Genomic DNA, 25,872 nt, shown 5'->3' on the forward strand with positions numbered 1-25,872 from the left:
GCGCACAAAAGAGAACGCCGATGGCTGAGATCGCCATTAAGCAGGTCGCAAAACGTTTCGGCGGCTTCACCGCGCTGCATTCGATCGACCTGACCATCGCCGACCAGGAATTCATGGTGCTGCTTGGCGCCTCGGGTTGCGGCAAGACCACGCTGCTGAGGATCGTCGCCGGGCTGGAAACGCCAAGCCAGGGCGAGGTCTGGATCGGCGGCCGTCGCGTCGACCATCTGCCGCCGCGCGAACGCGGCATCGCCATGGTGTTTCAGAATTACGCCGTGTTTCCGCACCTGACCGTGTTCGAGAACATCGCCTTCGGCCTGCGCATGAAGAAGCTGCCGCAGCAGGAGGTCGAGGGGCGCGTCAACCGCACCGCGGAGCTCATGCATATCGAGCAGCTTTTGAAGCGCTATTCGGGCCAGCTTTCGGGCGGTCAGCGCCAGCGCGTGGCAGTCGCTCGGGCACTTGCGATGGAGCCTGACGTGATCCTGATGGACGAGCCGCTGTCGAACCTCGACGCGCTGCTGCGGCTCGAAATGCGCGCCGAGCTCAAGGGCGTGCTCGCTGCGTCCAAGACCACCACCATCTACGTTACCCATGACCAGGTCGAGGCGATGAGCCTCGCCGATCGCATCGCCGTCATGCACGAGGGCCGTATCGTCCAGGCCGCCTCGCCGGTAGAGGTCTACCGCAATCCGGCGGCCCGCTTCGTCGGCTCTTTCATTGGCAACCCGCCGATGAATTTCATCCCGGCGACGAAGGCGGCAGACGGCAGCTGGACCGTCGCCGGGCTGACGCTGCCTGGCCCGAAATCGGACAAGCAGACGATAGAATTCGCCATTCGCCCCGAGGATGTCGACGCCGGCACCGAAGGACTGCACGCCACCGTGCGCGTTGTCGAGCCGCTCGGACCGCACACGCTGGTCACCTGCGATGTCGAGGGCGGCCTGTTCCGCGCCATCCTCGAATCGAATGTCACGGTCGCTGTCGGCGATCACCTGCGACTCTTGCCCAAACCCGACCGCATCCGCTGGTTCGATCCCGAAACCACCAACGCCCTTTGATCCCCCCTTCGATTCTGAAAGTACGAACGCCCCGATGATATCTCTTGCTGTCGACGAAACCATCGCCCGCGCCGTCGAGGTGCTCAGGGAAAACGACCAAGGCACCTATACCATACCGACCAAGGGCCTCTACCCGTTTCAGTGGAACTGGGATTCCTGCCTGACCGCGCTCGGCCTTGCCCACTATGACGAGGCGCGCGCCTGGACCGAGATCGACACGCTGTTCGCCCACCAGTGGCCAGACGGCATGGTGCCGCACATCGTCTTTCATGTCTGGAGCGACGGCTATTTCCCCGGGCCGGAGGTCTGGCGAACGGACCGCCCGACCGCCACCTCGGGCATCACCCAGCCGGCGGTCGCCGGCTTTGCCGTGCGCCGCCTGTTCGACCGGGCAAAGGACAAGAAACTGGCGGCCGGGCGCGCCCGCGCGCTGCTGCCGAAGATCGACGCCTGGCACCGCTGGTTCTACGAAAACCGCGATCCAAGGGGCGAGGGGCTGGTCGCCATTATCCATCCATGGGAGTCCGGCCGCGACAATTCCATCGACTGGGACGACGCCTTCGAGCGCGTGCCGACCGAAGGCGTCGAGGCCTACACGCGCCGCGACACCTTGCACGCCGACCCGGCGCATCGTCCAACCAAGGCACAGTATGACCGCTATGTCTGGCTGCTGCAGCATTTCCGCGGGCTTGGCTGGGACAACGCCCGGCTGCACGATGCCTCGCCATTCCAGGTCGTCGATCCCGGCTTCAACGCCATCCTGATCCGTTCCGCCGCCGACCTTGCCGATCTCGCCGAGACACTTGGCGAAACCGAAATCGCCAAGGCCAACCGCGCCCGTACCGAAAAGGGGCTTTCGGCAATGGAACGGCTGTGGAGCGACACGCATGGCCAGTACATTTGTTTCGATCGAGTGGCCGGAAAGCACGTTGACAGCGCGTCGGTTGGCGGCATTCTGTCGGTGTTTTCGGCCATCCCGGAAAGCCGGGCAGCGACCATCGCTGCAACGATCGAGCGCATCGCCGGCAAAGCGCGTTACATCGTCCCCTCGCACGATCCTGGCGATGCGCGCTTCGACTCCAAGCGCTACTGGCGCGGCCCGGTCTGGCTGGTGGTCAACTACATGATCGCCGGCGGCCTTGCCGCCGCCGGCCACAGCCAAATCGCACAACGGATCACCCAGTCCAGTCTCGACCTGATCGCCGAGAGCGGTTTTGCCGAATATTACGATCCCCTCAGCGGCGAGCCGCTCGGCGGCAGCCGCTTCACCTGGACCGCAGCGATGGTGATCGAGTTCCTGAAAGGCAGAGCCTGAACGCTTCCACCTAGGCCGCCGGCTATCAAAGCCCGTTCTGTCTGCCGAATAACGGTCGATACTATTTGCGTCCGAGGCATGTCCTGGCCCATCAAAACAGAGCCAAGGCGTGCCGATCTTCACCACACCAGAGCTATAATAATTCTTCACAAACCGCTACCTATACTGCGTCGGGGCGGGGAGAAGCGCGGCTTGGAATTCGATCTGAAAACCATTGAGGCGCTTGCTCCCGATCAGGCGTCGCTGAGCGCCGCCTCCAAGCTCACCAAACGAACGAACTGGCCGCGGCTAGAAAAGCATGAGCAGCAGGCGCTCATCTGGGGCGAATGCCAGGGCTCCGGCTCCAATCCTTATCGCGTGGTGGTCGACACGGGTGATCACGGCTACAAATGCACCTGTCCCTCGCGCAAATTCCCATGCAAGCATACGCTGGCCCTGATGTGGATTGCCGCCACCGCGCCAGCCAGTTTTGCCGCTGCCAATACCACGCCGGAATGGGTGAATGACTGGCTTGGCCGACGCAGGAAGACAACGCCACAGCCGGCGCAACCGGTACCCGGCGCGGAAGCCAAGCGCATTGGCGAAGCCGCACAAGCCGAGGAGAGCACCGCCGTTGAAGACATCGCGGCGCTGGAGCGTCGCGAGGCGGCGCAGCGCAAGCGGGCGGAAAGCACACGAGAAGCAGTGTCGGCTGGGCTCGATGAGCTTGATCAGTGGATTGCCGACCAGTTACGGCTCGGTCTATCCGGGTTTGTCGACGCCAGCAGCGACCGTTGCCGGCGGATTGCTGCGCGGCTGGTCGATATGAAGGCGGCCGCGCTCGCCGGCCGTATCGACGAGATTCCATCGCGGCTGATGGCGCTGCGCAGCGAGGAACGGTCTGATGCCGCAATCCGCGAACTCGGCAAGCTCGTGCTGCTGGCCAAGGCGTGGCGGGCGGCGCCCGACGACCCCGAGCTGAAGCGCCTCGTATCAACGTCTGAACCCCGAGAACAGGTTCTCAGCAGTCCGAATGCAAGACAGGTTGAAAGCCTCTGGGAAGTTCTCGGCGAGAAGATCGAGAGCCGCCGCGATGGTCTGGTCAGCCATTCGACCTGGCTGCTCGATTTGAACAGCGCCAACCCGCAATTTGCCGTGCTGCTCGACTTTTTCCCGGCTTCGGCCGGACGCCGGTCCAACGCTTTCGCACCAGGCGACCGTTTCAATGCTCGACTGGTGTTTTATCCATCACGTATGCCGCTCCGCGCTCTGGTGGCGGAGCGCATGGGGGAAGTTGCGCCCGGCGCTTGGCCCGATTTTGCTTTTGGCACCGCGAAGGATCCGCTCGCCACGCATGCTTCCCATCAGGACGCCGCGCCCTGGATCGCCGATTGGCCCCTCATGTTGGCGCCCGGCGCTATCCTGCTCGACGATCGGGGTACGGCATGGTGGCAGGCGGAGGATGAACCGCAGGGGATCGCCTTGCCGATCGCCGGCGCGGTAGATCAAACCTTGCTCGGCCTCGACCTTGCGGCCACGGCAGCGCTCTGGAACGGCGCCCGGCTTGAGCTTCTGGCGGCGCAAAGCGAGTTCGGGAGGCTTGATCTGGCGTGAACGAACGCGAGCAAACAGGCCTGGCGGCAATGCGCGATTGCTGGATCACCGGCGGTGCTACGTTCGATCTGGCTCCGGCAGAATGGAAGGCAATCGCCGGCGGTGCAAGTTCCGACGAACAGGAGCGCCGGCTCCTGGCAATCACAGCACAAGCGCTCGACGTCGCGCTGCGGCCGGCCGCGCCGACGACACTCAAGCGTCGTCTGCCGCTGCCCAGACTTGCCCTGCCCATTCTGCCGGCACGATTTCGGCCGTTGTTGAGAGCCGCTCTGAAGCACGCCGCCGACGCGAGGCGAAAGACACGCGTGGCGGCGCTCGTCGCCAGCCGCGGCTTTGTGCTCCATCCCATGGATTGGATGCCCTCGGATCAGAACTGTCCTGACGTCTACGCGCCATGGGTAGACTGGCAAGCAAGCATGGACGGGGAAAGGCTCGCCCCACAAGAGAAACTGACTGCGGAAAACTGGGATGAGTTCTATCCCGCAGCGCGACGCTTGGCCCTTGCCGATATGCGCCGTACCGACCCGACATCGGCTCGAACGTTGATCGAAGCCAAGGCGTCTGGCGAACCGGCGGAAGTCAGGCTTGCGCTCATCGAGCTTATGCGCTTCGTCCTGAGTGCCGAGGACGCGCCTTTCCTGAAAAGCCTTTCCGCCGACAGGTCCGGCAAGGTGCGTGAACTGGCTGGCCGGCTGCTGGCAAGATTAGGAGAGCACGTTCGCCCGAGCGACGGTGGACCGGACGATCCCGTAGCCGAGCTCGCCGCCTTTATCACTGAAGGCAGATCGGGCTTAATCCGCCGCCGGACCATCTACACTCCGGCAAAACTAAAATCCCAAGCGCAGGAGCAACGCCGCGCCGAACTGTTCGAGATATGCAACCTCGTCGACCTTACCGAACGGTTCAACACTACGGAAGCCGAATTCATAGGAGGCTGGCAATTCGGCGCCGACAATAAAGCCGACATCCTGATCGCACGAATGGTCGCCACCACAGGGAGCGAAGCCGCCCTTACGCAGATGGCGGATACGCTTATCGCCGAAGGCGGCAAACCGGCGCTGTTCGTGCTTCACCTCATGCCACGCCTGGACAGCCGCAGAAAGCGTGTCCTCATCAGGCTGATCCTCAAGGAGACGACTTATCTTGGCATGATCACCCTGGCGGAAGGCATCGATGCCGACTGGCTGGAATGGGACGACCTGACGAATGGACAGGCGCTCGCCGCACTGCGTTCCGCCGCCGGCGGAAAAGACGACGCCGCGCGGCGGGGTCTCGACGATGTACTGGAGACGATCGGCTTCCTTGCCACCGCGACCACGGCAGCGAAATTGATCGACGACATGGTCGCGGCGGGCGTGCCGCCCGCGGCTCCTTCACTCGGGCTTCTGCGTCTCAACGCATCACTGGCGGGGCCTGGAACCAACACATGACCAATCCGGAGAACAGCAAAATGAACGCAGCCATCCGCCTCCCGGTCGAGCAGGCCTACGCTTCGGAATTGCAGGCGCTGGCGCGCGATGACGACCGGCAGAGGCCTGCCGGCTGGAGCCTCTCGCCACAGGCTGTGCTGACCTATCTTCTGGGCGGGAAGGCCGGTGACGGCACCCCGGTAACGCCAAAATACGTCGGTCGCCGCCGGTTGATGGAGACCGCGGTAGCGACGCTCGCCACCGACCGCGCACTGTTGCTGCTCGGCGTTCCCGGAACCGCCAAGTCCTGGGTATCGGAACATCTTGCCGCCGCCATCATGGGCGACTCGACGCTGATCGTGCAGTGCACGGCCGGCAGCGACGAGAACCAGATCCGCTATGGCTGGAACTATGCGCAGCTACTGGCAAAGGGCCCGAGCCAGGAAGCGTTGGTGCCGACGCCGCTCTACCGAGCCATGCAGAACGGCAAGCTCTGCCGGCTGGAGGAACTGACCCGTATGGGCTCGGACGTGCAGGACACGCTAATCACCGTGCTTTCCGAAAAGATGATGCCGATCCCGGAATTGAACACCTCGATCTACGCCCAGCGCGGCTTCAACATTATCGCCACGGCAAACAACCGCGACAAAGGTGTCAACGAGCTCTCCTCGGCGCTCAAGCGTCGCTTCAATGTCGTGGTGCTGCCATTGCCGGAGGACATGGCCGAAGAGGTGGCGATCGTCTCCAAACGGGTCGACGAGATGGCTGGCGGGCTCGACCTGCCGGTGCCGAAAAACGTCGGCGAGGAGATCGCCCGGGTATTGACCATCTTCCGCGAATTGCGCTCCGGCGCGACTGCCGACGGCAAGGTGACGCTGAAGACGCCTTCTGGCTCGCTGTCGACCGCAGAAGCGATCGCCACGATGGTTGGCGGGCTCAGCCAGGCGGCGTGGTTCGACAGTGGCAAGCTCGGCGCCGAAGGCCTCGCCGCCAGCCTTGTCGGCGCGATCGTGAAGGATCCGGTGCAGGACAAGGTGGTACTGGAGGAATATCTGGAAACGGTGCTCAAGAAGCGGCCCGACTATGCCGGATATTACGCGGCGCTGAACGCAGCGATCTGACGCCATGGGCCACGGCGACATTGCCTATTTCGGGATACGCCATCACGGGCCGGGTTCCGCCGACAGCCTGGTGCAGGCACTGCAGGATTTGAACCCGGTCGCCGTGCTGATCGAGGGGCCGATCGACGCCTCTGAGCTTCTGCCCATGCTGGCCCGCCCCGAAATGCAGCCGCCGGTGGCGCTCCTTTGCTATCCGGAGGAGGATCCGGCTTCGACAAGCTTCTGGCCTTTCGCCGAATTCTCGCCCGAATACCAGGCGGCGCTTTGGGCTGTGGGCAACAAGGCGACGTTGCAGTTTATCGACCTGCCGTCATCGGCACGATTCACCACTGCTGCGATCGGTGGCGCGGAGGACGCCGATGCGACCGAAGCTATCCAAGCCCCCGAGAATGGTGACGCGGCTCCGCTACCGCGTGATCCGATAGCCATGCTGGCGCACGCCGCCGGTTATGAGGACGGCGAAAGCTGGTGGTCGGACATCATTGAACAGAACCCGAAACCCGGCCCCATATTTGCCGCCATCGCCGATGCGATGACGACACTGCGGGACGGCGAGGGTCCGATCGCTGAGTTCGAAGCCAAACGCGAGGCGCATATGCGGCTCGAAATCGCCGCGGCGCGCAAGGCGTTCGATGGGCCGATCGCCGTCGTCTGCGGGGCATGGCATGTGCCAGCTTTACAGGCCACCCACACACAGAAAAACGATCAGGCGCTGATCAAGGGAATTGTGCGGCGCAAGAGCACAATGACATGGGCGCCGTGGACGGGACCGCGTCTGGCGCTGGGATACGGCTATGGCGCGGGCGTCGTCGCACCCGGCTGGTGCAAGCATCTTTGGCGCACGCGCGGCCGTCACGATGCGGCAACCCTGTGGCTTGCAATGATCGCCGCCGTGCTGCGGGCGAAGGGCCACCTGATCTCGACCGCTTCGTTGATCGAAGCTGAGCGGCTCGCCCGGACCCTCGCCGCAATTCGCGAACGACCGAAACCCGGGTTTGAGGAATTGCGCGACGCCGCGATTGCCGCCCTCTTCAACGGCGAAGCGTTGCTGTGGGGACTGGTCGAGGCCGAGCTGCTTCTTGGTTCGGACGTCGGCGAAATTCCGCCCGACACACCGCTGGCGCCGCTGATCGAAGATCTCCAGCGCAACCAGAAGGCGGCGCGGCTGAAGCCTGAGGCGCTGGAACGGGAACTGTCGGTCGACCTGCGAAGCGAAAGCGGGCTGTTCCGCTCGACATTGCTGCATCAACTGAACGTGCTCGGTGTGCATTGGGGCAGACTGACCGATGCCGGTCGCAGCCGTGGCACCTTCCGCGAGCGGTGGACGCTGGTCTGGGAACCAGAATATGCCGTTCGTCTGGTCGAGAACCTGATTTACGGGCCGACCATCGAAAAGGCTGCCAATGGCCGCCTGATCCAGATGATCGAAACGGCGGCGACGCTCGATACGCTTGCGGCACTGGTCCAGAGCGCCATCACGGCAAACTTGTCGGCAGCATCTACTGCCGGCCCACGGCGTTGGAGGTACGCGCGGCGCGCAGCAGTGAATGCCTGGATATCCTGGCGTCGGTGCCGCCGCTCGCCGACATTGTCCGCTATGGCGAGGCCCGCAAAACGCAGACGGACCGGCTGTCCGGCCTCATGGAGCGGCTGATCGTCGAAGGTGCGATCGCGCTTCCCTATGCTGCGCGCGATCTGGATGAGCAGGCCGCCGCGATACTGGTTGGTGCGATGCGCAAGGCCGATGAGGCGATCAGGCTGGTCGAACCCGGCCAAGACGTGCTGGACGGATGGCGCAACGGGCTGGCTGCCGTGCTGGACGCGTCACGGTCGACGGCGCTGCTGGCCGGGTGCGCCGCACACCTGCTCTACGAAGCCGGTCGCCTGTCCGCCGAAGCCGCTGCCGGGCTGCTCGGGCGACGCCTGTCACCGGGGACGCCTGTCACTGACGCGGCCGGGTTCTTCGAAGGCTTCTTCAGCACAGCCGGTCAACGGCTGATTTATGACGAGGGTCTGCGCGGTGCGGTCGATGGGTGGCTCAGATCCCTGGACGAAGATGCTTTCATCGCGCATCTACCGCTGCTGCGCCGTGTCTTTTCCAATCTGGACAGCATGGAACGCCGGCGGCTGATCGAAGCGGTCCTCGGCGGCGCGGCGCGCTTGCCGGCTGGCGTGACGCCGACGCCGGATGGCGGCGACGCATGGCGTCGACACCTGGGGCTGCTTGGACCATTGCTCAACGGAGAAACCGGCAATGGATGACGAGGCCGAAATGAACGAACCGGGCCCGCTCACTGCCGATGGCGGAAGGGAGCGCCGCTGGCGACTGGCGATCGGCGCCGATGACGAGGCGTCGCCGGCACTTTCCAGCGACGACAAACGGCTTTCGGCGGCGCTCGACGCGCTCTATGGCGACGGTACCAACTCCGGGGCCAGCGACCCCCGCAAGCGGCGTGGCGGCCTTGGCCGGTCAGCGCCGCGCGTTGCACAATGGATGGGCGACATTCGCTCCTTCTTTCCGGCGCAGGTCGTCCAGATCGTCCAGAAGGACGCCTTCGAACGGCTGGACCTGAAGCAGATGCTGATGGAACCGGAATTCCTCAAGGCGATCGAGGCGGACGTCAATCTCGTCGCCGACCTGATTTCGCTGCGATCGGTCATGCCGGCCAAGACTAAGGACATTGCCCGTACGATCATTGCCGATATCGTCGGCAAGCTCATGCAGAAGCTGGAACAGAAGACCGCCGAGGCTATACGCGGCGCGCTCGATCGATCGAGACGAACCAACCGCCCGCGTGCGCGCGATATCGACTGGCAGCGCACTATTTCGGCGAACCTTCGCCACTATCAACCCGAGCATAAGACCATCGTGCCGGAGAAACTGGTCGGCTTCATGCGCAAGCAGCGCCGGCTTGTCGATCTGGATGAAGTCGTTCTCTGTGTCGACCAGTCCGGCTCGATGGCAAGCTCGGTTGTCTATGCCTCGATTTTCGCGGCGGTGATGGCCTCGCTGCCGGTTGTGCGCACCAAGCTTGTCTGCTTCGATACGGCGGTTATCGACCTGACCGACGAGCTCAGCGATCCGGTCGAGGTGCTGTTCGGCGTGCAACTTGGCGGCGGCACGGACATCAATCAGGCGGTCGCCTATTGCGCCGACCGTATCGAACGGCCAACCAAGTCGCATCTGGTGCTGATCACCGATCTCTATGAAGGGGGTAATGGCCAGGACCTGCTGCGGCGACTGGCAGCGTTGGTTCGATCCGGTGTAAATGTTGTCGTGCTTCTGGCGCTGACCGATCAAGGCCGGCCCGGCTACGATCCGACAATGGCAGGCTCGGTAGCAGCCCTTGGTATTCCCGTCTTCGCCTGCACGCCGGATCTGTTTCCGGACATGATGGCTGCGGCCTTACGCCGCGACGATATCGGAGCATGGGCGGCAGGCGCCGACATCAAGGTGGTCCGCGCCGAAACGCAGGCGTCGAGCCCGTCACCAACTGCCATATAGGTTTGACAAACAGCAGCCCGTGCCTATCGTCGGCGTATTACAGGAGCGGCGCATGACAATAGCAACCGGCTGCGGTTTTGGCGGGTTTTCCGCATGCGTTCTTTGCAGCGAAAATCATCTCCGGACGCGCTCACAATCCTCACCTATCACTGCTCGCGTCGCATCACTGTGTGCGCGCCAATCGCATCCGTGAGCGCTCTGTCCCCGCTGACCGCCGAGCTTCTGTCGCGACTTGAGGGTCGGCTGGATCGGTCGGCGATCGTCTCGGCCGATGAGGCCGGGCCGCGTTACAGGGAAGACCCCGACGGCAAGACCGGTGCGCGGCCGGAGGTCGTGCTGCGACCGCGCACTGCCGGCGAGGTGTCGGACATACTGCGCCTGTGCAATGAAATCGGGCAGAGGCTTGTGATCCAAGGTGGCCGGACCGGGCTCGCCGGCGGCGCTCGCGTCCAACCCGGCGAAGCTGTGCTGTCGCTGGAGCGCATGACTTCCGTTGAAGCCCTCGACCGCGAGGCGGCGACCATCATCGCCGAGGCCGGCGCGCCGCTGCAAACGGTGCAGGACGCCGCCGATGAGGCCGGCTTGCTGTTCGGCGTCGACATCGGAGCGCGCGGATCGGCCACCGTCGGCGGCAATGTCGCCACCAATGCCGGCGGCATCCGCGTGCTGCGCTACGGCATGTACCGGGCGCAGGTGCTTGGGCTGGAAGCAGTGCTTGCCGACGGCAGTATCCTGACCTCGCTCAAGGGTTTGGCGAAGGACAACTCCGGCTACGATCTCAGCCAATTGTTCATCGGCAGCGAGGGCACGCTCGGCGTGGTCACGCGCGCATCCCTGCGGCTGCATCCGAAGCCGGCCACCGAGATCAACGCCTTCTGCGCGCTTGCTTCGCTGGACGCAGCGATCACGCTGCTTGCGCTGCTCAAGCGAAAGCTCGGGCCCTTGCTGTCGGCCTATGAGGTGAATTTCGCACCGCTCTATGGCGCCATGATCGCCGGCATGGAGGCGCCGGCGCCGCTACCCGCCGGCTCGCCCGTCTATGTGCTTGCCGAGATACAGGGCAGCGAGCCCGACCGCGACGGCGAACGTTTTGCCGCGGTGCTGATGCAGGCGGTTGAAGATGGCGTGATCGACGACGTGGTCGTCTCGCAATCGCCGCGCGAATTCCGGGCGCTCTGGGCGGTGCGCGAGGAGGCCAACCGTTTCCTGTTTTCGATGGCAGGCCTGATTGGCGTCGATATCAGCATCCCGCTGGCGAAAATGGCGACTTTCCTGCGCGAAACAGAAGCCGCAATCAAGTCCATTGACCGCGGCGCCGACATCTACGTCTTCGGCCATCTCGGCGATGGCAATCTGCATTATCAGGTCCGCACCGCGGATCCGGCGGCCGTATACGGCATCGTGTACGGCGGTGTTGCCGCGGCTGGCGGCGGCGTCTCGGCCGAGCATGGCATCGGCCTCGACAAGAAGGAATGGCTGCACCTTGTGCGCAGCGACGCCGAGATCGCGGCCATGCGGGGCCTGAAAGCAGCCTTCGACCCGAACACCATCCTCAATGCCGGGCGCATATTCGACCTCGCACCGGGCTGAAATCGAAGGCAGGTAGCGCTGGCCGGGTGCTGCCCCTATCTGGTCGCGCCCTTCAATTCCGCATGCGCAACCGCGACGCGGGCAGCAAGCGCGGCGTTGTTGCGGACCAGCGCGATGTTGGCCTTCAGGCTGCGGCCTTGCGAAAGCTCGTTGATGCGTGCGAGCAGAAACGGCGTTAGTTCCTTGCGCCCGATGCCGCGCTTCTCGGCCTCAGCCACGGCCGCTGCGATCGTGCCGTCGATGAACGCCGGATCGAGCGCGTCCGCTTCGGGGATAGGGTTGGCGACGAGAATGCCGGTGCCGGATTCCATCTCGTCATGCAGCAGCATGGCTCGCGCGATCTCGTCGGGCGTGTCGAGGCGATGATCGGCCCTGAGCCCGCTGGAGCGGGTGTAGAAAGCCGGAAAATCATCGCTCCCATAGGCGATCACCGGCACGCGCTGAGTTTCCAGACATTCCAGCGTCTTCGCAATATCGAGGATCGACTTAACCCCGGCGCAGACGACGGTGGTGCCGGTTTGGCCGAGTTCGGTTAGGTCGGCGGAGATATCGAAAGTGGCTTCGGCGCCGCGATGCACGCCGCCGACGCCGCCGGTTGCAAAAATGCCGATCCCGGCCAAAGCGGCGATCCGCATCGTCGCCGAGACGGTGGTTCCGGCCGAGCCGCCGCGCACCATGATGGCGGCGAGATCGCGCCCGGAAGCCTTGACCACGCCCTTTGCCACTGCCAGCTCTTCCAGTTCACGGTCGTCGAGGCCAACCTTGATCTTGCCGGCGACCACTGCGATCGTGGCGGGCACCGCGCCGTTTTCACGCACCACGGTCTCGACACCACGGGCCGTTTCCAGATTGGCCGGATATGGCATGCCGTGGGTGATGATCGTCGATTCCAATGCCACCACGGCGCGGCCTTCATCAAGCGCGGTAGCGACTTCGTCGTTCAAGTGGACAAGGGAAGGTTTCATATCATCTCGCTTTCAGGCAGGAATGCGGTACATGCCGGCGGCAAGGAACCGCGGCGACAGATCGGGGTGGACGCTGGATTCGCTCTCGGTGGTCAGTGTGGCAAGCAGCGCGCCGGTGCGCACGGCATGAGCGACCGGCTCACCCGAAAGCACCTTGTACAGAGTGCCGGCGATCATCGCGTCACCGGCGCCGGTGATATCGACGGGCTGCGCCGGGACGGAGTGCATGGTCGTCACACCGCTCTCGGTCGCAACGGCAAATCCATGCGCGCCCACGGTCACGATCGCTTCGGCAGCGCCGGTCGCGCGCAGCGCTGCTGCTGCTTCCTCCGGCGTCAGCCGCTTGTCGGCATCCGTCATGCCGAGCATCGTATTGGCCTCGTCATGATTGGTGAACAGAAGATCGATGCCGGTCAGGTCCTTCGGCAGGCGCGCTGATTTCGGCGCCGATACCGTGTCGACTGCGAGCTTGAAGCGCGCGCCCTGCTTGCGCGACATCAGTGCTGCGATAGTCGCGGCCGGCAGATTGCAGTCGATGAACACCCATGTCGCCGAAGCCAGATGCGGCCAGAAGCGGTCGAGATAGGACGACGAAAACAGATCGAAGATCTCCATGTCGGCAATGCCGAGCACGAGGTCGTTGTTGCGGTCGAGGATGGCCGCGTATTCCGCCGTCGGCCGCTCCGTGGTGGTGATGACCTGGCTGACATCGGCGCCAAGATCGCGCAGGTGCCGCACCAGCGAGCGGCCGGTTTCATCGTCGCCGACGATCGAGACGAAGCTTATGTCGACGCCGAGGCGGGCAAGGTTTTCGGCGACGTTGCGGGCGACCCCGCCGAAGCTGCGATAGCCGTCGACTGGGTTCGACGTCTCGAAAATCAGATCCTTCCTGGCGTGGTATTTGCGGTCGAGCACCGCGCCGCCGACGCAGACAATGCGCTTGGACGTCGGCAAGACATAACCACGGCCGAGAATGTAGCCCTTGTTGACGAGTTGCACGATGTGGGCCGCGACCGTCGAGCGGGCGATGCCGAGCGCGGTTGCTATGTCCTGCTGGCCGGCAAACGGGTTCGCCGCAATGAGGTCGAGAACCGCTTGTTCCTGTGCTCCAAGGTCGTCCATTTGTCTTATCCGGCCCGTCAAATTCGAGGCTGAACGCTGTCGCAACAACAGATGACATTGTCAACATTTGTTTCGACCGAGTGTCGGCTACGGCACCAGCACCAATCCGCCCGTCGTTCGCCTGGCTTCGAGGTCGCGGTGAGCGTCGCCGGCATCGAATAGGCTGTAGCGCTTGGGCGGTTCAATCCTGACGACACCCTGTCGTAGCGCGGCAAAAAACCGCTCGACGTGCGGGGCCAGTCTTTCGGGCGTGTCGGTGTAATGCGCGTAGTTGGGACGCGATATGGTAATCGACTTCGATGCAAAGCGGCCGATGTCCCAATTGCCGATCGGCCCTGACGCCTGACCGAAACTGACGAGGTGACCGCGAATGCGAAGCGCCGCCAGCGAGCCGCCGAACGTATCATTGCCGACCGCATCGTAGACGACATCGGCGCCGACGCCTCCCGTCAGCCGCATGACGGCTTCAGTGAAATTCTCGCGCGAATAGACAATGACATGATGCGCCCCGAGGCGTTCGACAATGCGCGCCTTGTCGTCGCTCGACACCGTTGCAATGACCGTTGCGCCGAGATGGCGTGCCCATTGCACCAAAAGCTGGCCGATGCCGCCGGCGCCGGCATGGACGAGAACGACGGAGCCCGGCCGAACCGCGTGCACGTCGTGCAGCAAAAAACTCGCACTGACGCCCTTGAGCAGCCCCGCGGCCGCAATCTCGTCGGGAATATCGTCGGACAGGCGAACCAGCAGATCGGGCGCCATGTTGCGCCGCTCGGTATAAGCGCCGACCGGCGGGCAGGCATAGGCGATGCGGTCGCCGACCGAGAAACCGGCAATCTCCGAACCGACCGCTTCGACGACGCCGGCCGCCTCCATGCCTGGCACGCCCGGTGGCTGCAGAAGGTCGAAATAGCCGGTGCGGCAATAGACGTCGATGAAGTTGACGCCGATCACCGTATGGCGGATCCGCACCTCGTTCGGCACCGGCTGCGGCAAGCCGATCTCCTTCAGTTGCAGCACCTCCGGACCGCCATAGCGCTCGACCACAATAGCCCTGGTTGTGGCTGACTGGCCGAACGATGTTGTTGGGGAAGAGACCGGCGAAGCGATCAACGGCGGGGCTGACGGAGGTGCCGGAGGCGTTCTTGCCTGGGCAGGAGGCGCAATCCTTCCTCGTAAAAGGCTGCGGATCGCCGCGAAACCGGCCTGATAGATGCCCTCGGTGATGAGCTTGACCAGTTCGTCGCGGCGGTGCGCGGGGGGATAGAACTCGGAGCGCCACTCCCAGAACGTAGCATTGCCGTCGGTCACCGGTTTCAGCCGGATCGATGCGACATAACCCATCAGTGGCAGCGGTGCTTCGAGCAGGCAATAGGCGAGCCGAAAGTCCTTATCGGACAGCGCCAGCAGCTGTTCGCGCAACTCGCCGCCATCGGCCAGGCGGAAATGACGAACCGAGCCGACCGCATCGACCGGATCGCCGCCCTCGATCTCGCTGAACGAGATCGCCGGGTGCCAGCGCTCATGGCTGTTGAAATCGCGCAGGATCGACCAGACATCATCGATAGGCGCATCGATGATCGTGCTCTGGCGGACCTGAACCATCGCGGGAATGTCAGCGCCCGAAGCGCTGCTTGAGTGCGCTCAACGCCGCCTGGAAGACGCCGGTGCCGATCTGATGCATAAGCGCTGCTTCGCGCTCAGGCGCACAGTCGAACTCCGCCTGCCATTCGGCCAGAGTGAGATTTCCGTCGGTGACCGGCGTCAGCGACAGCGTGGCGATATAATTCTCCACCGCCATCGGGCTTTCCAGGATCGCATAGCTGCAGGACAGGTCGTAGTCGGATAACGCCAGCAATCTTTCGCGGATCCGCCCACCATCCCTGTGCACGAAATTGCGGATGCAGCCGATCTGGTCGGCTGGTGCGTTCTGTTCGATTCGACTCTCGGCGACGAACGGCGCCCAGGCCGGAAGGCCGTTGAAATCGCGCACGATTTTCCAGACTTCCGCCGCCGGCGCGGGAATGACCGAGGACACATAGACCTTGCTCATGCCCCACCGCCCGCGTGGAACAACTCATTCGCACAACGCACCACCCACCGGACCCGGTCAGCGGTCGCGGTCGTCATCGTCGTCCTTGCTGACTTTGCCTTTGCCTTTTTTATCGCGCGTCAGGCTCGATATGTCCTTGGCATCGCGCAGCACGTCGGTCATGCGGCCGAGCGAGCCGCCCTCGATGCCGATCTCCTTCATCAGATTATCGATCATCGGCGCCTGGACCCGGTAGCGCAGCGCCGAATCGATCACCTCGTCGGTGACGTTGCGGTTGCCGCCCTGGCCGCCATTGATGCCGTCGACATGCAGGATCTTGATGCCGTCGATCTTCTCCATCGGCTTGACGCTTTCGCGGATGATGCCTTCCATGTGGTCGAGCAACTTGCCGCGCAGGCGGCCGGCGCGCGCTTCATTGGAGAGCAAATTGTCGGCCTCGTTGAGCTGGCGATGGCCGGCGGCATCGACCTCATAGCGCTGGGCAGCGGCAAGGGCGTGGATCTTCTCCGCCTCGGCCGCGGCAACAGCGGCGATCTTCTGCGCTTCGGCCAGGCTCTTGGCAGCCTTCATCTCGGCATCTGCCGCGGCCGTAATGCGCAAGGCCTCGCGCTCGGCCTCGCGGGCCGCACCGATCAGATCGGTCAGCTTGCGGCGCTCGGCGATCTCGCGCTCACGCGCCGTGAAGGCCTGCTCCTCAGCCTGGATGGCCTTGGCCCGCACCGCCTCGGAAGCCGCGACGGCCGAGGAACGCTCCTGCGTCTTCTTGGCGATGTCGATGGCCTTCTGGATTTCGGCGATCTCGATCTTCTGGTCGCGCTCGACGCCAAGCTGGCGGATGTCGCGATCCTTGATCAGCCGGGCCTCCTCGATGCCGCGCTCGGTGGTGATGCGGGCGCGCTCGACCTCTTCGCCGGCCGATATCTCGGCCTCTTCGAAAGCCTGGCGCTTGGCGATCTGCAGCGCTTCGAGGTGACGCTCACGTGCGATTCTGACTTCGTCAATGGCGCGCTCCTGGCCGATCCGCGCCGTTTCGGTCGCCTGGTTCTCGACGATTTCGGCGCGGCGCTTTTCCGCCTCGGCCCTGGTGACCTCCAATGCCTTTTCCGCCAGCGCGATCTGGCGTTCGAGTTCCGCGATTTCCAGCGCCTTCCTGCGCTCGATCTCAAGCTCGCTCTGCGTGCCTTCGCGTTCGATCCTGGCCTTTTCCAGGGCGAGCTCGAGCGCGATCTGCTCGCGCTCGGTCAGTTCGCGCATTTTCATTTCCGTCTCATCGAGCGCACGGCGGCGCGCAATCTCGCGGCGCTGCGTGTCTTCCTCGCTCTTGATGCGCTCCTCGGTGATGTTGCGCTCCTGGTTGAGGCGCGATTTCTCGACCGCTTCGCGCGCCGACAGTTGCGCCTGTTCGGCCTCTTGGTCGCGGATTGCCCGTTCCCTGGCGAGTTCGGAGCGCTGCGAGGCGCGGCGTATCTCGACCTCGCGCTCCTGTTCGAGGCGGGCATATTCGGTGTCGCGGTCGATCTCCAGCACCTTGCGCTGGGTATCGAGGTTCTGGTTGCGGATGTCGACGAGCGTGCGCTGCTCGATTTCGTTGCGCATCCTGCGGCGCGTCTCGATCGATTCCGTCAGCTGGGTGAGGCCTTCGGCGTCGAAGGCATTGGACGGATCGAAATATTCAAGGCTGGTCTGGTCAAGATCGACGATGGCGACGCTCTCCAGCTCCAGTCCGTTGGCGGCGAGCGATTCCGAGGCGAGCTGGCGGACCCTGGCCGCATAGTCGCCGCGCAGCTCGTGCATCTCTTCCAGCGTCATCTGGGCGGCAACGGTGCGCATGGCACCGGCAAACTTGCCTTCCAGCAATTCGCGAAGGCTGTCGGGCTGCAGCGTGCGGCGGCCGAGTGTCTGGGCGGCGGCTGCGACCAGCTCGCGACTGGCGCCGACACGGACGAAGAACTCCGCGATCAGGTCGACGCGCATGCGGTTCTTGGTGATCAGCGCAAAGGCATCCTCGCGGCGCACTTCGATGCGCAGGACGTTCATGTTGACCGGCGTAATCTCGTGCAGCACCGGAATGACGAAAGCGCCTCCGTTCACCACCACCTTCTCGCCCATGAAGCCGGTGCGCACGAACGCCGTCTCCTTGGTCGACCGGCGATAAAGCCATCGCAGTATGTATACGGCGATTACCACGACTATCGCGGCAATGATCAGCCACAAAAGGAAAGCGCCCAAGGTCTGCGCGGCCATCTTTTCTACCCTCCCAAATAGAATGCGGTCAGCCACAGGCGACCGGCATCAATTCCATAAATCCGCCCGCTCGAAATCATCACGCTCGTCTCTGCAGTTTCGGCGTGATGGCGCGGAACGCATTGACTGCGGCGTCGACGAAAAGCGCGTCATTGATATTTGCACTCACACGCTCGACATGGCGCTGCGCCGTCTGGCGAACGGTCTTCTCGATCGCCTCGAACAGGGCGTTGTCGGCTTCCGGATCATGAAATGGTTGGCCCGGTGCATCGAGCATCGACACACCGCCCTCCGGCAGCAGGAAACGAACGGCACCGTTCATGGCATTGAGCCGCGCACCGATCCATTCGCCGAAGGCGCGGTTCTCGTCGCGGGTTGTCCGCATCAGCGTGACGTTCGGATTATGGATGACGAATTTACGGCTTCGAAATTTCTCCGGCACGCTGTCGCGCGGGCCGAAATTGACCATGTCCAGCGCGCCGGTCGAACCGACATAGGGTAGGCCGGTACGGATCGCCGCGCCAAAGCGATCTTCAGTCGCCGGGAACACGCCGCCGACGATCATGTCGGCCACCTCCGTCGTGGTCAGGTCGAGAAAGGCCGAGAGCAGCCGCGAATCGCCGAGCTTCTCCATTGCCCGCCCGCCTATGCCGGTGGCGTGGAAAACCAGACAGTCGTAGTCGGCCTCGAGCAGCCTGGTCACCGCTTGCACTGCCGGGGTCGTGACACCGAACATGGTGATGCCGACGGCGGGGCGCGCCAGCTTGCGCCTGGCTTCCCAGGCTTCGGCGTTGGGCAGTTGCGCGACCATGCCCGCCATCGCGTGCGCGGCATTCGACAGCACCTGTTCGGTGATCGAGTTCAGCCCCTGAACGTCGGCGACCGAATGGAACATCATGATATCCGCACCGCCGACATATTTGGCGACATCGCCGGCTGCCACGGTCGACACCATCAGTTTGGGGATACCGACGGGCAGCGCGCGCATGCCTGCTGTTGCCAGGGTGGTGCCGCCGGAGCCGCCGGCCGAGATGACGCCGCCAATGCGCGGCTCGCGCTCGATCCAGTGCGCGAAGGCTTCGGCCATGGCGCTCACCGAGCCGCCGCGATCATTGGTGAAAACGGCTGATGATCCCCGCATATGCATGCCGGCCACCTGCATGGCGGGAACGTCGGCGCTCGACGGTTTTCCGGAGGTGGAGAGGTCGACGGTGCGAACCGGAACGCCGAGCGACTTCAGCCGATCCGCGATGAATCGCAATTCCTTGCCCTTGGTATCGAAAGTGCCGGCGACGAGCACTGTTCTTCCGATGCGTTCGGCGAAAGGAATTGCAAAGATTTTTGTCAAATCGTCCTGCGGCGCGGCCTTCTCGACGGCCGCTTGCCGCAGGGCAGTGACCGGCACGTTCCAGCGGTTGGGCAGTTCGGTGACCGGACGGTGGATTATGTTCGGGGTTATCGGTTCGGACCCGGTCGCCGTCCGCTCGACGCGGTAGACTTCCGCCAACTGGTCCTTGGCCTGCGCCGCGGCTGCCGGCGTGACGGACGTCTCGTCGGCATGGCGTCCGACGCCAAGCAGCCGTTGCTGCAATTCCCGGTCTGCCGCGAGCGCTGCCGCGTCCATCAGCCGGTTGATGCGACCGTTGACCATGATGGCAACCTGGTTGGAAACCGCAGTCGCCACGCCGATATTCTGCTCGATGACGAGGATCGCCATCTCACCTTCCTCGGCCAGGGTGACCAGCATCCGCTCGACCTGGTCGACGATGATAGGCGCAAGGCCTTCGGTCGGCTCGTCCATGACCAGCAGCTTCGGGTCGCTGAGCAGGGCACGCGAGATAGCCAGCATCTGCTGTTCGCCGCCGGAGAGCTGCGAGCCGCCATTGGTGCGGCGCTCGGCGAGGCGCGGAAATGTCTGGTAGATGCGTTCGACGGTCCAACTCGCATCGCGCCGATTGCCGGCAGCGAGACGGAGATGCTCGTCGACGCTTAGGCTTGGCCAGACGCGCCGCCCCTGCGGCACATAACCGACCCCGAGGCGATGGATCTCGTGCGGCTCGAGCGCAGTGATCTCGCGGCCGTCGACGCGGATCAAGCCGGAGCGTGCGCGCTTCAGGCCGACGATGGTGTTGCAGAGTGTCGACTTGCCCATGCCGTTGCGGCCGACCACCGACAGCACGCCGCTTTCCAGCATCAGCGAGACGCCCTGAAGGGCATGGCTTTCGCCGTAATAGACCTGCAGATCCTCTATTTTGAGGATCGCCTTGCCTATTTTGCCGGAAGCTGGGCCGGAAGGGAGCGTTCGGCCGAGGGGAACGGGGCGCTCAGCCATGCTTGCCCCCGAGATAGATCTCCTGGACCTCAGGGTCCGCCTCGATCTCCTGCGGCGTGCCTTCCTTGAACAGACGGCCGTTGTGCATCATCGACACATATTCCGAAACGCGCAGCGCGACATCCAGATCGTGCTCGATGATAATATAGCCGATGTGCTTGGGCAGCGCATTGAGGATCGCCACCAGGTCGCGGCGCTCGGTCGGCGACAGGCCAGCCGCCGGCTCATCGAACAGGATGAAGCGCGGCGCGCCGGCCAACGCCAGCGCGATTTCCAACTGCCGCTGCTGGCCATGGCTGAGTGTCGCCACCAGCACGTCGCGATAGGCCTCGAGGTGCACGGCATTGAGGATCGATTCCGCCTGCACCATGTTGACGTCGGTGGCCGTTGGGCGGAGCAGCGAGAACCGTCGGCGCGAGACGCCGCGGCAGGCGAGAAAAATAGAGTCGAGAACCGACAGGCCTTTGAACAACTGCGAGATCTGGTAGGTCCGCCGTAGGCCGCGCCGGATGCGTTCATGCGGCGGCAAATCGGTGATGTCCTCGCCGAAGAAGCGGATGCGGCCGGCAGTCGGCAGGAAATCGCCGGTCACTGCATTGAACAGCGTGGTCTTGCCGGCGCCGTTGGAACCAAGGACCGCGCGCCGCTCGCCGGCCGCGATCCTCATATCAATGCCGGAGAGCGCCACCAAAGCGCCGAAATGCCGCGCAACACCATCGAGCTCCAGCGCAAAGGCGCCGGAGCTCTGGAGACGGTTTGCTGCAAGAGTTTCGGTCAAGGGCGGATATGCTCGCAAGCCACGCGGTTACGGGCAGCTCGGGTTGTCGCGGCTGACAGCCCCAAGCTTGGTGAACTCGTCTTCGGGAATGCCCAGCGTCTGGTTGACCTGCGACACGACTTTGACAAGCTTGTTCAAAAGATTGCCGTCTGGCCCTTCCGTCACCTCGGTCAGGTAGATGTCCGCGATGGCGTTGCGGTTCTTGTCCAGCGACACCTTGCCGGTCGGCGTGTCGAAAGACAGTTTCGAGAGCGCATCTCGCAGCTTGGCGCCGCCGTCGGAGACATCGCCGCCGACCTGTTCGAGACCCAGCAACGTCGCCTTCATGTTGACGTAATAGCCGTGGGCGAAGAGCGACGGCGAGGGAAAGGCGCCTGGCTGCTTCTTGTAGGCTTCGACGAATGTTTTCCAGGCGGGCGCGTCGTTGGTATCGGCGGTCGGTCCGGCGGAAGGCGTGCCGACCAGCACGTCGCGCAGCTTGCCCTTCGAGGTCAGCACCGTCTGGTCGACGGTGATCGAGCCACCAATCAAGGGGGCCGCGCCGCCACCCTGCTGATACTGGGTCAGGAAGTTCACCGCGTCGGCGCCGCCAAGCGCGACGTAGATTGCATCGACGTCATCGGGAATGGCCGCGATGACGGACGAAAAGTCCTTGTTGCCGATCGGCACCCAGGATTTGGACGGCACCTTGCCGCCTGCCTTGCAGAACTCAGCCATGAAGCCGAAGACCTGCGTATACGGGAAAGAATAATCCTCGGCGACCGTGGCGACCCGCTTGTAGCCTTTGTCGTTGAAGGCATAGGTGCCGAGACCGGCCATCCACTGCGCGCCGTCGGTCGAGAAGCGGAAGAAATTTTCGGCCGGGTTGCGCAGCGTGGTGTCCTGTGCCGCGGAGGTGCCATTGATGAAAGTCACAGTCGGCTGGGTCTTGGCATAGTCCTTGACCGCCAGCCCTTCGTCGCCCGAAAGCGGGCCGACCAAGACCTTGACGCCATCCTGCTCGACCAGCTTGCGGGCAGCACGCACGGCGCTATCCGGCGAAGCGTCGGACGAGCCTTTGACGATCTCGATCTTCTTGCCGGCAACCATGCCGCTGACCTCGTCGAGCGCCGTCTTCGCGCCACGCTCGCCGTCTTCGCCGAGCACCGTGAACGGTCCCTCGAAAGTTGCGAGCAGGCCGATCTTGATCGTGTCGTCGGCGGCAAGCGCCAGAGATGGAGCTGTCAGCCCGGTGGCAAGCGCCAGCGCAAGCAGTGTGCGTCGATGTATTCTCATTTTTTCCTCCCTTTGATTGATTGATGCAGTTCATTCCGCTCCGGCGTCACGGACCGGAACGCAAGGACTCTTGAGCTAGCTGCGGCTTAATCCTCCCCCACAACCCAAGAATTCCATCCGGCGAGATGAAGACTATCACCAGGAACACCAGTCCGATCAGCGTGTTGAAACGCTCGGCGCCGACAATATCGATGGCAAACGTCTGCATCAGGACGACGACGAGCGCGCCGAGAAATGGCCCGATCGGGTGACGCAAACCGCCGATGACGGCGATGATCAGCACGTCGATGGCTGCATCGACGCCGATCGTGCCGGGTGAGACACGCCCATTGAACCACACCAGCAACACACCTGCTACGCCGGCAATGATGCCGGCCAGGAACCACGCAAAGACCTTGTGTGCGGTGACGTGATAGCCGAGGGCGCGCATGCGGCGCGGATTGTCGCGGATTGCCTGCACGGTCATGCCGAAGGTCGAGCGGGCGCCATAGAGTATCGCCGCATAGGACAGCACCGCCGAACCCAGGCAGAGATAGTAGAAGGCCTTCGGGTCGCGCCAGTTGACGCCCCAGAACACCGGCGCGCGAATGCCGGCATAACCGGAATGGCCGTTGAAGATCGCGTAGTTTTGCTGGGCGAAATAGAAGGTCGCGGTGGCGATCGCCAGCGTGATCATGATGGTATAGATGCCTTCGGTGCGCACCGAGATCCAGCCGATCAGCGCCGACGCCACCGCCGCCGCCATTATGGCGAAGGGTGCCGCGATCCACCACGGCCAGCCGAAGCCGAGCACGTTCGAATTGTTCTCGCCGAGGATGGCGATGGCATAGGCGGCGATGCCGGCGACAGTGATCTGGGCAAGGCTGACCATGCCGCCATAGCCGGCCAGCATCATCAGCGACAGTGCGAGCATGCCGAAGATCAGCGAATAGCCGCCGATCTGCGTCAGGAAGAAATCGGATGCCACCAGCGGATAAAGGACCAGTGCGACGGCAAGGACGATGTGGCCGGCGCCGAGCTTCTCCAGCCAGTTCGGTCGGGGCGCGGCGTCCACGGCGACGGTCAGGCTCATCGCGCCTTCCCCATGATGCCTTGCGGCCGCACCGACAGCGCTACCACCATGATGACGAAGGTGAGCACGATCCCGTAGGTTGGGAAATAGACGAGGCCGATCTGCTCGGCGAGGCCGATCAGCAGCGCGCCGATTGCGGCACCGGTAATCGAACCCATGCCGCCGACGATGACGACGACGAGCGAAGCGAGGAGATAGCGGACGTCCTCGCCGGGCGCCACCGACAATGCCGAGCCGCCGACGACGCCGGCAAAGCCGGCAAGTCCGGCGCCAACGGCAAAGACGACTGCAAAGACCGCATGCACGTTGACGCCCGAGGCCGACAGCATGGCGCGGTCGTCGACGCCGGCGCGGACCATCATGCCGACGCGCGTCTTGTGCAGCATCAGCCAAAGGCCGATGCCGATGACGACCGCAGCCGCCAGCACGACGACGCGATAAAGCGGGTAGGTGAGGAACACCGAGACGCCATTCGACCGCACGGCCGTGATCACCGGCAAGGTCAGTGCACCGTCGAGCCATTCCGGCACCGGGATCTGATAGGTGCCGCCGGCCCAGACCGCCAGCATCAGGTCGGCGGCGACGATCGAGATACCGATGCTGACCAGGGTCTGGCGAAGGTCATCGCCTTCCAGGCGCCGGAAGACGAAAATCTGCATGACGACGCCGACGAGAGCCAGAGCGATAAACCCCGCGGCGACACCTAGCAGCCAGTAGCCGGTACGGTTCGCCACCTCATAACCGATATAGGCGCCAAGCAGATAGAGCGAGCCATGCGCCAGGTTGACGTTACGCATCAAGCCGAAGATCAGGGTAAAGCCACTGGCGACCAGGAAATAGAGGCCAGCCAGAGTGATGCCGTTGAGGATGGCGCTGACGAATGCCTTTTTCGAGATCAGGATCGCGTTCAGCCAGTCCGGCCAAACGGAAAACACCAGCCATGCAACAACGGCGGCGACCAGGAGCCAGAAAAGCCCCCACGCCTGCCTGCGCGTCATGCCGCCGCCAGAAATCTCGAGCCCCGAAGTCCTGGGCCTCGAAATGTCAGACGAAGGTGGCCGGTCCAGAATGCTCATGCGGTCAGCCGGCGGCGCTGTTCATTCAAGCGCGGCGCTTTGTGGAACTTGCCGTCCTTCATGATGGCGAGGATGCGGTTCTTGTCCTGCAGGATGCGCACGTCGGATATCGGGTCGCCGTCGATCAACAGCAGATCGGCGAGGTAACCTTCCTTGATCATACCGAGCTCGTCGCCCATGCCCATAATCTGTCCGCCATATTTGGTCCCGGCCTGGATTGCCTCCATCGGTGAGAAGCCAAGCATCTCGACGAAGGTCTGGATGTCCCTGGCGTTGGTGCCTTGCGGCGTCCAGGCAAAACCGTAGTCGCCGCCGATGCAAACGCGGATGCCGCGGCGGTGCATTTTCTTCATCGTCTCGATGCACATTTCGAGCTCACGCTCATATTCGAGCGAGAGCGGCGAGCCCGGCTTGATGCCCCATTGCTCGGCATGGCGTGCGGTGTTGATCAGCCAGGCGATGCCAGGGGCCACGAAATGCTTGTCCTTGGCCGCCTCCAGCATGTCGAGGGCTTCCTCGTCGGCAAACGAAGCGTGGTAGATGTTCTGGATACCGTGGCGGACACACTGCTTGACCGAGCCGGATGAGCGCGCATGTGCCGACAGCACCTTGTTGCGGCAGCGGGCCTCGGAGGCGGCCATGGCGACCTCTTCCTCCGACATCGGCGTTTCTTCGGCGCCCATGCCGGTGATGCTCTCGCCGGACAGATTGAGCTTGATGGAATCGACACCGTATTTGATCAGCTGGCGCACCGTGCGGCGGATTTCCTCCGGACCTGAGACGACAATGCCGAGATTGAGGCCTTCATGCGGAATGTGCGAAGGCGCGGAGTCGCCGAGGCCGCCGACAGTCGTAATCTCGGGGCCGGCGGCAAGGTAACGTGGCCCGGGAAAACGCCCCTGATTGATGAATTTCTTGCACACAACGTCGAGTCGCGGCTTGGCGGCTGCGGCACCGCGGCCGGCGGTGAAACCGGCATCGAGCACCAGCTTGGCCATCTCCATGGTGACCAGCATGTGCTCTTCGACCTCCATCATCTGGATCGGGTCGATCCCGGGCGCATTGTTCCAGGAGAGATGCAGATGCGCGTCGATCATGCCCGGCATCAGCGTCGCGCCCATGCCGTCGATCGTCGTGACACCGCCTGACAGGCCGCTGTAGGCGGACGACACAGCCGGCGAGCCGAAACGCGACGAGCCCTTGGTGATCTGCTTGATGCGGTTGCCCTGAACCAGCACCTCGCCGGTGTAGGGGTATTCGCCGGTCGCATCGAGCACGCGCACATTGGTGAACAGCGTGCTGCCCGAACCGTTTGCGTTCCAGCCGTCGTCTGCCATCAGAAAACCTCCCAAACTGTCGGG

At 63.7% G+C, this 25,872-nt stretch carries 20 protein-coding genes; 9 read left to right on the forward strand and 11 right to left on the reverse strand.

Annotated elements, in window-relative coordinates:
• Window positions 1-20: 20 nt before the first annotated feature.
• From NKG60_RS11180 to NKG60_RS11220, 9 genes are all read left to right on the forward strand, one after another.
• The gene (locus NKG60_RS11180; RefSeq protein ID WP_352660619.1) at window positions 21-1,061 is read left to right on the forward strand and encodes an ABC transporter ATP-binding protein; all 1,041 of its coding nucleotides are present in this window, start codon (window positions 21-23) and stop codon (window positions 1,059-1,061) included.
• Between the two features lie 34 nt (window positions 1,062-1,095).
• Entirely contained in the window at window positions 1,096-2,376 is a 1,281-nt protein-coding gene (locus NKG60_RS11185; protein WP_352660616.1) for an amylo-alpha-1,6-glucosidase, read from the forward strand.
• Between the two features lie 192 nt (window positions 2,377-2,568).
• A complete protein-coding gene (locus NKG60_RS11190; protein ID WP_352974924.1) occupies window positions 2,569-3,969 on the forward strand; it encodes an SWIM zinc finger family protein in 1,401 nt (466 codons plus the stop codon).
• Window positions 3,966-5,399: a DUF5691 domain-containing protein gene (locus tag NKG60_RS11195; RefSeq protein ID WP_352660611.1), complete on the forward strand. Its 1,434-nt coding sequence runs from the start codon at window positions 3,966-3,968 to the stop codon at window positions 5,397-5,399. The genes NKG60_RS11190 and NKG60_RS11195 overlap by 4 nt, the downstream gene beginning before the upstream one ends.
• Before the next feature lie 20 nt (window positions 5,400-5,419).
• The gene (locus NKG60_RS11200; RefSeq protein ID WP_352866722.1) at window positions 5,420-6,499 is read left to right on the forward strand and encodes an ATP-binding protein; all 1,080 of its coding nucleotides are present in this window, start codon (window positions 5,420-5,422) and stop codon (window positions 6,497-6,499) included.
• Window positions 6,500-6,503: 4 nt separating this feature from the next.
• Window positions 6,504-8,153 carry a DUF5682 family protein gene (locus NKG60_RS11205; protein WP_352660606.1) on the forward strand — a complete coding sequence of 550 codons (1,650 nt, stop codon included), beginning with the start codon at window positions 6,504-6,506 and terminating at the stop codon, window positions 8,151-8,153.
• Window positions 8,069-8,761, forward strand: coding sequence for a DUF5682 family protein (locus tag NKG60_RS11210; RefSeq protein WP_352660603.1), 693 nt, complete (start codon window positions 8,069-8,071; stop codon window positions 8,759-8,761). The genes NKG60_RS11205 and NKG60_RS11210 overlap by 85 nt, the downstream gene beginning before the upstream one ends.
• Window positions 8,754-10,004 carry a VWA domain-containing protein gene (locus NKG60_RS11215; protein ID WP_352660600.1) on the forward strand — a complete coding sequence of 417 codons (1,251 nt, stop codon included), beginning with the start codon at window positions 8,754-8,756 and terminating at the stop codon, window positions 10,002-10,004. Before NKG60_RS11210 ends, NKG60_RS11215 begins: the two co-directional genes overlap by 8 nt.
• A gap of 198 nt (window positions 10,005-10,202) precedes the next feature.
• Window positions 10,203-11,594 (forward strand): FAD-binding oxidoreductase, encoded by a 1,392-nt coding sequence (locus tag NKG60_RS11220; RefSeq protein ID WP_352661300.1) that lies wholly within the window; start codon window positions 10,203-10,205, stop codon window positions 11,592-11,594.
• A 35-nt stretch (window positions 11,595-11,629) separates the two neighbouring features.
• Here the strand turns inward: NKG60_RS11220 and NKG60_RS11225 are convergent, their stop codons facing one another.
• From NKG60_RS11225 to NKG60_RS11275, 11 genes are all read right to left on the reverse strand, one after another.
• Window positions 11,630-12,559 carry a pseudouridine-5'-phosphate glycosidase gene (locus NKG60_RS11225; protein WP_352660597.1) on the reverse strand — a complete coding sequence of 310 codons (930 nt, stop codon included), beginning with the start codon at window positions 12,557-12,559 and terminating at the stop codon, window positions 11,630-11,632.
• Between the two features lie 12 nt (window positions 12,560-12,571).
• Window positions 12,572-13,681: a carbohydrate kinase gene (locus tag NKG60_RS11230; RefSeq protein WP_352660595.1), complete on the reverse strand. Its 1,110-nt coding sequence runs from the start codon at window positions 13,679-13,681 to the stop codon at window positions 12,572-12,574.
• Window positions 13,682-13,768: 87 nt separating this feature from the next.
• Window positions 13,769-15,286, reverse strand: coding sequence for a zinc-binding dehydrogenase (locus NKG60_RS11235; RefSeq protein WP_352974925.1), 1,518 nt, complete (start codon window positions 15,284-15,286; stop codon window positions 13,769-13,771).
• A gap of 10 nt (window positions 15,287-15,296) precedes the next feature.
• Window positions 15,297-15,734, reverse strand: a complete 438-nt coding sequence (locus NKG60_RS11240; RefSeq protein WP_352660589.1) for an SRPBCC family protein — start codon at window positions 15,732-15,734, stop codon at window positions 15,297-15,299.
• A gap of 57 nt (window positions 15,735-15,791) precedes the next feature.
• Window positions 15,792-17,978 carry a flotillin family protein gene (locus tag NKG60_RS11245; protein WP_352660586.1) on the reverse strand — a complete coding sequence of 729 codons (2,187 nt, stop codon included), beginning with the start codon at window positions 17,976-17,978 and terminating at the stop codon, window positions 15,792-15,794.
• A gap of 79 nt (window positions 17,979-18,057) precedes the next feature.
• On the reverse strand, window positions 18,058-20,310 hold the full coding sequence (locus NKG60_RS11250) for an ABC transporter permease (RefSeq protein ID WP_352660583.1): 2,253 nt from the start codon (window positions 20,308-20,310) through the stop codon (window positions 18,058-18,060).
• Entirely contained in the window at window positions 20,303-21,088 is a 786-nt protein-coding gene (locus tag NKG60_RS11255; protein ID WP_352660581.1) for an ABC transporter ATP-binding protein, read from the reverse strand. Before NKG60_RS11255 ends, NKG60_RS11250 begins: the two co-directional genes overlap by 8 nt.
• Window positions 21,089-21,115: 27 nt before the next feature.
• Window positions 21,116-22,363, reverse strand: coding sequence for an ABC transporter substrate-binding protein (locus NKG60_RS11260; RefSeq protein WP_352660578.1), 1,248 nt, complete (start codon window positions 22,361-22,363; stop codon window positions 21,116-21,118).
• A 46-nt stretch (window positions 22,364-22,409) separates the two neighbouring features.
• A complete protein-coding gene (locus NKG60_RS11265; protein WP_352660575.1) occupies window positions 22,410-23,435 on the reverse strand; it encodes a branched-chain amino acid ABC transporter permease in 1,026 nt (341 codons plus the stop codon).
• Entirely contained in the window at window positions 23,432-24,433 is a 1,002-nt protein-coding gene (locus tag NKG60_RS11270; RefSeq protein WP_352660572.1) for a branched-chain amino acid ABC transporter permease, read from the reverse strand. The genes NKG60_RS11265 and NKG60_RS11270 overlap by 4 nt, the downstream gene beginning before the upstream one ends.
• Before the next feature lie 74 nt (window positions 24,434-24,507).
• A complete protein-coding gene (locus tag NKG60_RS11275; RefSeq protein WP_352660570.1) occupies window positions 24,508-25,848 on the reverse strand; it encodes a metal-dependent hydrolase family protein in 1,341 nt (446 codons plus the stop codon).
• Between the last annotated feature and the right edge of the window lie 24 nt (window positions 25,849-25,872).

The organism is Mesorhizobium sp. M1428 (assembly GCF_040317515.1).
Taxonomy (GTDB): Bacteria; Pseudomonadota; Alphaproteobacteria; order Rhizobiales; family Rhizobiaceae; genus Mesorhizobium.